This is a genomic window from Nocardia arizonensis (assembly GCF_001310275.1).
Classification (GTDB): Bacteria; Actinomycetota; Actinomycetes; order Mycobacteriales; family Mycobacteriaceae; genus Nocardia; species Nocardia arizonensis.
In genome coordinates, this window is the sequence record NZ_LGYZ01000129.1 from 275,417 (window position 1) to 287,062 (window position 11,646).

General features: G+C 69.1%; 9 protein-coding genes. 7 read left to right on the top strand and 2 right to left on the bottom strand.

Going from position 1 to position 11,646, the window contains the following annotated elements:
- Position 1: 1 nt before the first annotated feature.
- Positions 2-2,203 (bottom strand): acyl-CoA dehydrogenase family protein, encoded by a 2,202-nt coding sequence (locus APZ21_RS30155; protein WP_054816649.1) that lies wholly within the window; start codon positions 2,201-2,203, stop codon positions 2-4.
- 211 nt (positions 2,204-2,414) lie between these two features.
- Between APZ21_RS30155 and kstR the strand changes: the two genes are divergently transcribed.
- The 7 genes from kstR to APZ21_RS30190 all read left to right on the top strand — a co-directional run bounded on the left by kstR (position 2,415) and on the right by APZ21_RS30190 (position 11,144).
- Entirely contained in the window at positions 2,415-3,032 is a 618-nt protein-coding gene (gene kstR / locus APZ21_RS30160) for a cholesterol catabolism transcriptional regulator KstR (RefSeq protein ID WP_054816696.1), read from the top strand.
- A 391-nt stretch (positions 3,033-3,423) separates the two neighbouring features.
- Complete coding sequence (gene otsB / locus APZ21_RS30165; RefSeq protein ID WP_054816650.1) at positions 3,424-5,994, top strand: trehalose-phosphatase; 2,571 nt, start codon at positions 3,424-3,426, stop codon at positions 5,992-5,994.
- 282 nt (positions 5,995-6,276) lie between these two features.
- Entirely contained in the window at positions 6,277-7,158 is an 882-nt protein-coding gene (locus APZ21_RS30170; RefSeq protein ID WP_054816651.1) for a metal ABC transporter solute-binding protein, Zn/Mn family, read from the top strand.
- A gap of 24 nt (positions 7,159-7,182) precedes the next feature.
- Positions 7,183-8,082: a metal ABC transporter ATP-binding protein gene (locus tag APZ21_RS30175; protein ID WP_371852319.1), complete on the top strand. Its 900-nt coding sequence runs from the start codon at positions 7,183-7,185 to the stop codon at positions 8,080-8,082.
- Positions 8,079-8,951 carry a metal ABC transporter permease gene (locus APZ21_RS30180; RefSeq protein WP_054816652.1) on the top strand — a complete coding sequence of 291 codons (873 nt, stop codon included), beginning with the start codon at positions 8,079-8,081 and terminating at the stop codon, positions 8,949-8,951. The genes APZ21_RS30175 and APZ21_RS30180 overlap by 4 nt, the downstream gene beginning before the upstream one ends.
- Positions 8,952-9,082: 131 nt before the next feature.
- Positions 9,083-10,264: an acyl-CoA dehydrogenase family protein gene (locus APZ21_RS30185; protein WP_054816653.1), complete on the top strand. Its 1,182-nt coding sequence runs from the start codon at positions 9,083-9,085 to the stop codon at positions 10,262-10,264.
- Positions 10,265-10,337: 73 nt separating this feature from the next.
- Positions 10,338-11,144: an enoyl-CoA hydratase/isomerase family protein gene (locus APZ21_RS30190; protein ID WP_054816654.1), complete on the top strand. Its 807-nt coding sequence runs from the start codon at positions 10,338-10,340 to the stop codon at positions 11,142-11,144.
- A gap of 12 nt (positions 11,145-11,156) precedes the next feature.
- Here the strand turns inward: APZ21_RS30190 and APZ21_RS30195 are convergent, their stop codons facing one another.
- Positions 11,157-11,435 (bottom strand): DUF4190 domain-containing protein, encoded by a 279-nt coding sequence (locus APZ21_RS30195; protein ID WP_054816655.1) that lies wholly within the window; start codon positions 11,433-11,435, stop codon positions 11,157-11,159.
- Positions 11,436-11,646 lie beyond the last annotated feature (211 nt).

The window sequence follows — 11,646 nt, forward strand, 5'->3', positions numbered from 1 at the left end:
ACTAACCGTTCGCGTCGCGCGGCAGGCCGAGTACGCGCTCACCCGCAACGGTGAGAAGTATCTGCTCGGTGCCACCCGCGATCGACAGACAGCGGGTCAACAGGAATTCCTTGACCACGTCCGATTCCTGCGCGCCCGCCGTACCTGCGCTGGTCGCGGCGAATTCCGCGACGTTCTGACGGTGGCGCACGCCGACGAGCTTGCGCACGCTGCTCAGCGCCGTCGGGTCGCCGCCCGCGAGCATCTCGATGACGGCGCGCTGTTCGAGCAACAGTCCCGAGATGGCCTCGGCGACGAACGCGCCGAGGCGGTCGGCGATCAGTTCCGCACCCCGCCCGGTGGCGGGCAGCTTGGCGAGCAGTTCCTCGAGCACCGGCCCGATCCCGTTGCCGCCCATGGCGACCCGTTCCGCGGACAGCGTCGAGCGGGCGATCTTCCAGCCGTTGTTCACCGCGCCGACCAGCGCGTCGTCGGGTACGAACACCTCGTCGAGGAAGACCTCGCTGAATCGCGCCTCCCCGGTGATCTGCACCAACGGGCGCACATCGAGGCCCTTACTTCGCATGTCGACCAGGAAGTAGCTGATGCCACGGTGTTTGGGCGCCTCGGCGTCGGTGCGGGCCAGGCAGATGCCCCAATTGGCGCGATCGCCGAGCGAGGTCCACACCTTCTGGCCGTTGAGCACCCAGCCGCCGTCGACCTTCTTGGCCGTCGTGCGCAGCGCGGCGAGATCCGATCCGGCGCCGGGTTCGCTGAACAGCTGGCACCAGATCACCTCCTCGCGCAGCGTCGCCCACACGAACCGTTCGATCTGCTCGTCGGTGCCGTGCTGCAACAGCGTCGGCACCGCCCACCCGCCCACGGCCAGGTCGGGGGTCTGCAATCCGTTGCGGCGCAATTCCTCCGAGATGACCAACCCGGTCATGGGGTCGGCCCCCCTGCCGTACGGGGCGGGCCAGTGCGGCATCACCAGTCCTGCGTCGACCAGGGCGGCGGCGCGTTGGTCGGCGGGCAGGGCGGCGATGGCCGCGACCTCGGCCGCCAGATCACCCACGGCCGCGTCCGCCCGGTCGGATCCGCGGTCATGCTCCGCCTCCGCGTCCGTCGCTCGGGTGAACACCTGATCCGCCCCCGTGGTCCGGCGCTGTCCCGCCCTGCTCAGTTCGGTCACCCGGGCCCGCCAGCGGTCCGAGCCGCCGAGCAGCTGGCGCAGCGCGGTGGCGCGGCGCAGGTAGAAGTGCGCGTCGTGTTCCCAGGTGAAACCGATGCCGCCGAGCACCTGGATGCAGTCCTTGGCGGTCTCCACCGCGGCGTCGAGCGCGACGGCGGCGGCGATGGCGGCCGCGATCGGCAGTTCCGCGCCGCCCTCGTCCACCGCGGCGGCGGCGTCGGCGGCGACCGCGCGGATGAGTTCGGTGCGGCACAGCATCCACGCGCAGATGTGCTTGACCGCCTGGAACGATCCGATCTTGCGGCCGAATTGCTCACGCACCTTGGCGTATTCGACGGCCGTGCGCAGGCACCAGCCCGCGATGCCCGCCAGTTCGGCGGCGGCGAGCACCACGATGAGGTCCTCGGCCGCGTGCGGCGCGGTGAACACGGCCGCCGACGGCACCTCGACCTCGGTACAGCTCACGCGCGCCAGCGGCGTGCTCGGGTCGGCCGAGGCGATGTCCTCCACGCGCAGCCCGGCCGCGTCCGGTGGCACCAGACACCAGCGCCGTCCCTGCGGGGTGTGCACCGGCAGCAGCACCGATGTGCCCTCGGCGGCGCCGAGCACCGTTTCCCAGACACCGGTCAGCAACACGCTCTCGCCGACGCCGGATACGCTCACCCCGGACTCGACGAGGAAGTCGAGCGCGATGCCGCAGGGCATGTCCTCCGCGACGGCGCCCTCGGTGACCAGGTTCGCCGCCGCGGTGGACAGCACCGGGCCGCCGACCATGTCGTGTGCGGCCTGTTCGATGAGGACGGCGAGGTCGACCACGGTGGCGCCCGCACCGCCCGCCTCCTCGGCGACCGCGACCCGGAATATGCCGAGGTCGACCAGCGAGGGCCAGTAGGCGCGCCAGAACGCCTCTCCGTCGCGCCCCGTCCCCGGTACGGCCGCGTCCCGCATCGTTACAATCGGCCGGGCCGCCCTTGCCCACCCGCGCATCGACTCCTGAACGGCTTTATGCTCTTCAGTGGTGGCGATGGTCACAGTCCGTACCGCCTTTCCGGCGTGACTCCCACACCTAGAACATGTTCTAATATCCAGGCCGGGCGTAAGTCAAGAGACGGACCCGCGCACCGGCCGCGCCCCCGGCACGGCGTGCACGTCGAGGCCCGAGGGCGGACAGCGACTACGAGGTGAAGGGCGCGGAGGCGAAGTGCAGCTCGAGAACGAAGACTCGAAGGAACGAGGCGCGTCGATCTCCGCGCGGGCGACCACGACGGTCACCACGCTGAGCGAGGACGAACTGAGTTCGGCGGCACAGCGCGAACGGCGCAAGCGAATCCTGGACGCGACGCTGGCGCTGGCCTCCAAGGGCGGCTACGACGCGGTGCAGATGCGGGCGGTGGCCGAACGCGCCGACGTGGCCGTTGGCACCCTCTACCGCTACTTCCCATCCAAGGTGCATCTGCTGGTCTCGGCGCTCGCGCGCGAGTTCGAGCAGTTCGAGGGCAAACGCAAGCCGCTGACCGGCCAGACCCCGCGCGAGCGCATGCACATACTGCTCACCCAGATCACCCGCATGATGCAGCGCGATCCGCTGCTCACCGAGGCCATGACCCGCGCCTTCATGTTCGCCGACGCCTCGGCCGCCGCCGAGGTGGACCGGGTCGGCAAGGTGATGGACCGCGTCTTCGCCCGCGCGATGAACGACGGCGAACCCACCGAGCGTCAGCTGGCCATCGCCCGTGTGATCAGCGATGTGTGGCTGTCCAACCTGGTGGCATGGCTGACCAGGCGCGCTTCGGCCACCGACGTCGCCGATCGCCTGGAATTGACGGTGGATCTGCTGCTCGGCGACGGCACGGTGAAATAGCCGCGGTCCCGCACGGAGCCGGCGCGGGAGACCGGCGACGCGGCCGGCGCGCACAAGGCCGACAACCGGTCTACCGTTATCGATATGCCGCGCTTGCCCGCGGTCGCCGCGCCCGCACCGAACCACGATGTCCGGCAAAGCGACTCATCCCCGGCACGTCCGCCCGGGCGCCCGCGCGCCTCGGCGGTGACACTCGTGACCGATTCTCGACACGAGTCGATCAGGTCCGTCCGACGGTTACCGGCTGGTTACCTGCGTGTTAACTGGGCGAATCCGGTTCCCTTGTTCGTATTCGTGCGCACGGGTGCTGGCGCGCTGCGGTGCGGCGAATTCAACACAGTATTGTTTTGCCCGCCCATGGAAAAACTCCTCCGATCACTAGGTTGGATGTGTGAGCGCACAGGATCTGCCAAAGGAACTTCGCCGTGCATTGTCGACGATCGCACGCGAGCCACGGCTGTTGGTCGCATCGGACTACGACGGGACGTTGGCGCCCATCGTCTCCGACCCGACCAAGGCGTATCCCCACCGGGAATCGGTGAGCGCGTTACGCGCGCTCGCCGGACTTCCCGGGACCACCGCCGCGGTCATCTCCGGCCGCGCGTTGCGGGATCTCGCCGCCCTTTCTCGACTCCCGGTCGAAGTACAACTCATCGGTAGCCACGGATCGGAATTCGACGTCGGCTTCGTGCACGCGATCGATAACGATGCCAAACAGTTGCTGGCAGAGGTGCAGAACTCGCTGTCGAAGATCGCGGCGGATAATCCTGGCGTCACCGTCGAGGTCAAACCCGCCAGCGTCGCGCTGCACGTCCGCAATGCGAGTCCCGAAATCGGTCTGCGCGCATTGAAATCGACCCGCCAGGGTCCGGCCTGCTGGGTCGGCGTCCAGGTGACCGAGGGCAAGGCCGTCATCGAATTGGCGGTCATTCCCACCGACAAGGGCAGCGCGCTCGACACCATCCGCCATCAGGAGGGCGCGACCGCCGCGGTGTTCTTCGGCGACGACGTCACCGACGAGAAGGCGTTCCGCATGCTGTCGGGACCCGACCTCGGCATCAAGGTCGGCACCGGCGAGAGTCTGGCGAAGTTCCGGGTCGAGAGCACCGAGGACGTCTCCCGCGCGCTGGCCTTCCTGCTCGAGGAGCGCCGGACCTGGCTGGCGGGCGCGAGCGCACCGCGCATCGAACGGCTCACCATGCTGTCGAGTCCGCGTTCCGTGGCGCTGCTCACCCCCGACGCCACCGTCACCTGGTTCTGCCATCCCGAGCCGGATTCGGCGGCGGTCTTCGCCCATCTGCTCGGCGGCCCGCAGGCCGGACACTTCACGATCACGCCGGAACGACCGGGCCTGCCGCTGTCGCAGCGCTATATCGACGGCACCATGTCCGTCGAAACCCGCTGGGCCAGTCTGCAAGTGCTGGACTACCTGCCCCACGACGTCGCGCCGAGCCGGACCGATCTGACCCGGGTCATCACCGGCGACGCCAGGGCCGTTGTCACCTTCGCGCCGCGACCGGAATTCGGTCAGGTGCCGGTGAGCATCGAACTCGACACCGACGGTCTGCGGGTGCTCGGCACCAACGATCCGAACGTGCTGCGCTCCCCCGGCGTGCGGTGGGAGATCGAATCCGACGGCAACCACGATGTGGCGCGCGCGGTCGTCGACCCGTCGCAGGGTCCGATCGTGCTCGAACTGCGCTGCGGCACACAGGACCTCGGCCCCGCCGAGAACTCCGAGAGCGAACGCCGCCGTCTGGCCGAGCGCTACTGGTCGGACTGGGTGAGCGAACTCGAATTGCCGCCGCTCAAGCCGGATCTCATGAAGCGTTCGGCGCTCACGCTGCGCGGTCTGGTGCACGCGCCGTCCGGATCCATCCTGGCCGCGGCCACCACCTCGCTGCCCGAGGACATCGGCGGCGTGCGCAACTGGGACTACCGGTACTGCTGGCTGCGCGACGCCGCGCTCACCGCTTCGGCACTGGTGTCGCTCGGCTCGCTGGACGAGGCCGAGGCATTCCTGGTCTGGGTGCACCGGGTGCTCGAAACCCTGCCGGGCCCGGAACGGCTGCACCCGCTCTACACCCTCTACGGCGAGACCCTGCCGCCGGAGGCCGTCATCGACCAGTTGCCCGGTTACGCGGGCTCGCGGCCGGTGCGCGTCGGCAACGCCGCGAATATGCAGGTCCAGCTGGACGTCTTCGGACCGATCGTCGACCTCATCGCCACGCTGGCGCACGCCCGCGAGCGCAAGGGCGTCACCGCCCCGGAACTGGTGCTGCCCGACGCAGACTGGGAACTGGTGTGCGCGATGGTTTCGGCGGTGCAGCGCCGCTGGACCGAACCCGACCACGGCATCTGGGAGATCCGCGGCAATCCGCGCCACCACGTGTACTCCAAGGTCATGGGCTGGCTCACGGTGGATCGCGCGCTCACCTTGGCCCAGAAGTTCGGCCGCGAGATCGATCCGGCCTGGACGGCACTGCGCGAGACCATCGCCGAGGAGGTCAAGGCCAAGGGCTGGAACGAGGAGGTGCAGTCCTACACCGCGGCATACGACGGCACCGATCTGGACGCGGCCACCTTGCACATCGGCCTGAGCGGACTCATCGACCCGTCGGATCCGCGGTTCACCGCGACCGTGGTGGCGACCGAGGCCGAACTGCGCAGCGGTTCGACCGTCTACCGCTACCACCACGACGACGGTCTGCCCGGCGGCGAGGGCGGCTTCCACCTGTGCGCGGCCTGGCTGGTCGAGGCGTACCTGCTCATCGGCAAGCGCTCCGACGCCGAGGCGCTGTTCGCCCAGCTGGTCGATGTGGCGGGTCCGACCGGACTGCTCAGCGAGGAGTACGACCCGGTGGCCGAACGGTCGCTTGGCAACCATCCCCAGGCCTACAGTCACCTCGGCCTGCTTCGCTGCGCGCAGCTGCTCGGCCAGCCGGCGGAAGCGCTGGTCTGAGCGGGCCCGCGACCCGGTGACGGGTTCCTCGAATTACGCGACGCCGCGTCCGTCACAGGACGCGGCGTCGCCGTTCGTTCACTGCCCTCGACATCCGGCGTCGCGCGGGCGGGGGTTGGGCGGCGGGCGGGCGGTTCCCGAGTTGCGCGGTCCTGATAAAGTAAAACGGTAACGATTTCCATTGCGGTCTAGAGCACTCAGGGCCAAGAGGGCACTCCGCACAGTCGAGCGCCGCGCGATCCCGAGCACTCCAGGATCCGCCGCACCGCCAGGAGTACCCGCGTGAGTAGCCGTCTCGTACTGAAGTTCGCAGGAGCCGCCCTGGGGCTGGCGACCCTCGCGGCACTGACGGCCTGCGGCAGCCCCGACGGTTCCGGCAAGCCCAGCGTGGTCGCCTCCACGAATGTATGGGGCGATATCGCCGCCGCCATCGCGGGCGAGGACGCCGCCGTCACCTCGATCATCAACGACCCCGCCGCCGACCCGCATTCGCACGAGACCTCCGCGGTGGAATCGGCCCGGATCGGCGACGCCGACCTCGTGGTCTACAACGGCGGCGGCTACGACGAGTTCATCGAGAAGGCCGTGCGGGGCAAGGACATGCGCACCGTGGACGCCTTCGAATCGCGCGCCGACAAGACCGACGACAACGAACACATCTGGTACGACGTGCGCACCGTCGCCACCGTCGCCGACCGCATCGCCGCCGCACTGGGCGAGGTCGACCCCGGGCACGCCGACGGCTACGCCGAACGGGCCGCCGCGTTCAAGTCCCGGCTGGCCGCCATCTCGGCGATCAGCGCGAGGACCGCCGCCGAACACCCGAGGACCCCCGTACTGCAAACCGAGCCGCTGGCCCATTACCTGCTCGTGGCCGCGGGCGCCGAGGACCGGACGCCGCGCGAATTCCAGGAGGCGATCGAGCAGGAGACCGATCCCGCGCCGGCCGCCGTCGCCGCGACCCGCGACCTGCTGACCGGAAAGCAGGTCCGCGCGTTGGTCTACAACGTGCAGACCGAGGACAAGATCACCCGTGACCTGCGCGATATCGCCCGCGCCAACGGCATCGAGGTGATCGAGGTGACCGAAACCCTGCCCGGGGGCGTCGATTACATTCGTTGGCAGACCGACAACGCCGAGGCCATCGCCTCCGCGATGAAGTAGCCGATCATGACCGAGGGAGCCGCGCTGACCGAGAACACCGATCAGGTGCGCGGGCGGCGCGGGAACACCGACGACACGGCCGCCGTCCGCCTCCGCGCCGCCCGGCTCGCCTTCGGCGAGCGCACCCTGTGGGCCGACCTGGATCTCGAGGTGGCGCCGGGGGAATTCGTCGCCGTGCTCGGCCCCAACGGTTCCGGTAAGACCTCGCTGCTTCGCGTCCTGCTCGGCCAGCTCGCCCTCACCGCAGGCGAGGCCGCCATCGCGGGCGCGCCCGTGCGGCTCGGCAATCCCGGTATCGGCTACATACCGCAGCAGAAGACCATCGACGCGGGTGTGCAGTTGCGCGGTGTCGATCTCGTCGGCCTCGGCGTCGACGGTCACCGCTGGGGCCTCGGACTGCGCGGGCGCGCCGAACGCAGACGCAAGGTCGCCGCAGCCGTCGCCGACGTGGGCGCGAGCGAGTTCGCGCACGAACCGCTGGAATCGCTGTCCGGCGGCGAACAGCAGCGGCTGCGGGTGGCCCAGGCTTTGGTCGGCGATCCGCGGGTGCTGCTGTGCGACGAACCGCTGTTGAGTCTGGACCTGGCCAATCAGCGGTTGGTCGCGGAGCTGATCGACCGGCGTCGACGCACGCACGGCACCGCCGTATTGTTCGTCACCCACGAGCTCAATCCGATTCTGCCGCTGGTGGACCGGGTGATCTACCTGGTCGACGGCGCGTTCCGTATCGGGCGACCCGATGAGGTGATGACCTCCGAGGTGCTCTCGGAGCTGTATCGCACCGAGGTCGACGTGCTGCGGGTGCGCGGGCGGCTCGTGGTCGTCGGCACCGGCGACTCGTTGGACGCGCTCGGTTCCGCGGGCGCGCAACACTGCCACGACGACGCGCACGCTGGACAGACGCCGATGGGGGTGCGGGCATGATCGACCGCCTGCGCGACGTGCTGGTCGCCATGTTCGACTTCGGCACCACCGCCGACCTGCTCTCCTACGATTTCGTCCAGCAGGCGGTGCTGGCCGCGGCATTGCTCGGGCTGCTGGCGGGTGCGATCGGACCGCTCATCATCAGCAGACAGATGTCGTTCGCCGTACACGGCACCAGCGAGTTGTCCCTCACGGGCGCCGCCGCCGCGCTGCTTGCCGGCGTCGGCGTCGGACTCGGGGCCATCGTCGGATCGGTCGTGGCGGCGATCCTGTTCGGTGTGCTGGGAACCAAGGCGCGCGAACGCGATTCGGTGATCGCGGTGGTGCTCTCCTTCGGTCTCGGCCTGTCGGTGCTGTTCCTGTGGCTCGGCCCCGAACGGGCGGGCTCGAAGTTCTCGCTGCTCACCGGTCAGGTCGTCAGCGTCGGCTACAGCGGGTTGGCCGTGCTGCTCACCTGCACCGTCCTGGTGCTGGCGACGCTGGCGACCGTCTACCGGCCACTGCTGTTCGCCAGCTCCGATCCGGAAGTCGCGGTGGCGCGCGGCGTCCCGGTGCGGGCGCTGTCCATCGTGTTCGCGGTCATGCTCGGCGTCACCGCCGCCTTCGGCGTGCAGATCGTCGGCGCGCTGCTCGTACTCGCGCTACTGATCACCCCCGCCGCCGCGGCGGCGCAGCTCACCGCGAATCCGGTCCGCGCGACCGTGCTGGCGATCGTATTCGCCGAGATCGCCGCGGTCGGCGGAATCCTGCTCTCCCTGGCGCCCGGCGTGCCGGTGTCGACCTTCGTCACGACCGTGTCGTTCCTGATCTATCTGATCTGCCGCCTCATCGGTCGCGGGCGCGCCCGCCCTCGACCGGTCGCCGCCTGACCTCTCGGGTTGTCCGGCGCTTGTCGCGGATCGAACAGACGCCGGGTGCCCTCAGAGATGGCAGTCGCCTTCAGTCCCGCACCCCCGGTTTCGTATGCTCGACCCAAACACCGCCGAACGAATGGTGACCCATGATCGACTTCACGATTCCCGCCGACCTCGCCGCCGAACGCGACCGCGTGCGGCAGTTCGTCACCGACACGATCATCCCGTTCGAGCGCGACCCCCGGGTCACCGCGCACGGACCCAACGACGAACTGCGCCAGGAACTCGTCGAACTCGCCCGCGCGGAGAAACTGCTGACCATCCAGGCACCCGAGGAATTCGGCGGCCGCGGACTCAGCCACGTCGAACAGGCCGTCCTCTACGAGGCCGCGGGATGGTCGACGCTCGGGCCTGTCGCGATGAACTGCGCCGCACCCGACGAGGGCAACATGTTCCTGCTGTCCAAGATCGCCAACCGCGAACAGATCGAACGCCACCTCATCCCCGCCGTCAACGGCCATCAGCGCACCGTATTCGCCATGACCGAACCCTGGGGCGCGGGCTCGGACCCCAACCAGTTGGCCACCGAAGCCGTCTTCGACGGTGAGAACTTCACCATCAACGGCCACAAGTGGCTCATCACCGGCGCCGACGGCGCCAAGAGCTGGATCATCATGGCCCGGGTCGCGCCCAACCAGCACGTCCCCGACGGCCCCACACTGTTCCTCACCGACGGCGACCAGCCCGGCATCGTCATCGAACGCACCATGAACACCATGGACCGCAACTACGTCGGCGGCCACGGAGTCGTGCGCTTCGAGAACCTGGTGCTGCCGAAGGAAGCGCTGCTCGGCGAATCCGGGCAGGCGCTGCGCTACGCCCAACTGCGGCTCGCACCAGCCCGCCTCACCCACTGCATGCGCTGGCTCGGCGCCGCCGAACGCGCGCACAGCATCGCCGTCGAATACGCCCGCTCGCGCACCGCCTTCGGCAAACCCATCGGCGAACACCAAGGCGTGTCGTTCATGCTGGCCGACAACGAGATCGCGCTGCACCAGTGCCGCCTCACCATCTGGCACGCCTGCTGGCTCATGGACAACGGCGCCAAGGCGCGGCACGAGAGCTCGATGGCCAAGTCCTACGTCTCCGAGGAACTGTTCAAGGTCGCCGACCGCTGCGTCCAGATACTCGGAGGCATGGGCATCAGCGACGAAACCGTCGTCGAGATGATCTTCCGCGACATGCGGGCCTTCCGGCTCTACGACGGTCCCACCGAGGTGCACAAGTACGCGATCGGCCGCCAAGTGCTGCGCGGACAACTGGCCTGAGCACCCGAGACCAACCGCGCGCCGGTTGTCACGGTCGAGAAACACAGACGGGTCGTTCGACTACCATGCTGGCATGAGTTCGGAACTGCTCGTCGATGTCTCCGCGGGCATCGCCGTGCTCACGCTCAACCGGCCCGCACAGCAGAACGCGTTCACCCCGGCCATGACCGCCGAGCTCAGCGCCGCCCTGCTCCGCTGCGACAGCGAGGACGCCGTCCGCGCCGTCGTCATCACCGGAACCCCGCCCGCGTTCTGCGCGGGCGCGGACCTGTCCAGCCGAGTCGGCGACGTCAGCGCCACCATCGACCCCGCGCCATGGCGCGTGCGCAAACCGGTGATCGCGGCCGTCAACGGTCACGCGGTCGGCATCGGCTTGGCCCTCGCCCTGCAATGCGACCTGCGATACATGGCCCGCGACGCGGTCTACGGCCTCAGCCAGGTCCGCCGCGGCGTCCTCGCCGACGGCTACGCGCACTGGACACTGCCGCGCCTGGTCGGCCTGGCCAACGCCGCCGACATCATGCTCACCGGACGTACCTTCGACGGCGACGAGGCCAAATCCATGGGCTTGGCCAACAGCTGCCTCGAAGCCTCCGAAGTCCTGCCCACCGCCCTCGCCGTGGCGCACGACCTCGCCAACGGTTCGGCCCCGCTCACCGTCGGACTGTCCAAACGCCTGCTGTGGGAAGGACTCGGCATGAGCCCGACCATGGTCGGACGACTCGAGACCGAACTCAACGCGCACGCGGCCAACAGCATCGACGGCGACGAAGCGATGGCCGCGTTTCGCGAACGCCGCCAACCCAACTGGAGCGGCAGCATCAGCTCCGAATGGCCGACCTGGGACGGCGACGGCGCCGAACGGCCGGTCCTCGACTGACCGGCCCCTCCGTCAGGCGTTGCCGCCCAACATGATCAGCAGGAACAACACCGCCATGACGATCATCAGAATCGTGCCGATGACACCGAGCACATAGCCGACCAATACCTGGGCTCGGCCACCGTAGGCGCCACCCGACTCCTCGATCTGATCGAGCGCGCGCCTGCCCAGCGCCCAGGCCACGGGGCCCGTGATACCGCAGCAGAGGACACTTATCGCGCCCAGGAACAGCACCGCCGTGGCATTGGGGTGCTCGATAGGCTGCCCAATGGGCTTGTCCGGTATCACCACTCGGAAAATTCTACGGGGAGTGGGGCTTTGTGGGGGTATCTCCGAGTGTGGGCTCGCGGGTGGAAACGGGATCTCGGTGGGGAACCTACCGCGAGAGCGGGGGTAGAACCACACCACACCGGGCGGGACTCAGACCGCACGAGCCGGGGATGGTGTACCCGGTGTTTATTGGCCGCGACTCCGTCGCGGCGGGTTCGCGGCCCCTTGTGTC

What these genes read in the sequence shown, in the direction of transcription:
- APZ21_RS30180 (WP_054816652.1), top strand. Translation starts at nt 8,079, where the DNA reads ATGATCGACCGCCTGCGCGACGTGCTGGTCGCCATGTTCGACTTCGGC.
- APZ21_RS30185 (WP_054816653.1), top strand. Translation starts at nt 9,083, where the DNA reads ATGATCGACTTCACGATTCCCGCCGACCTCGCCGCCGAACGCGACCGC.
- APZ21_RS30190 (WP_054816654.1), top strand. Translation starts at nt 10,338, where the DNA reads ATGAGTTCGGAACTGCTCGTCGATGTCTCCGCGGGCATCGCCGTGCTC.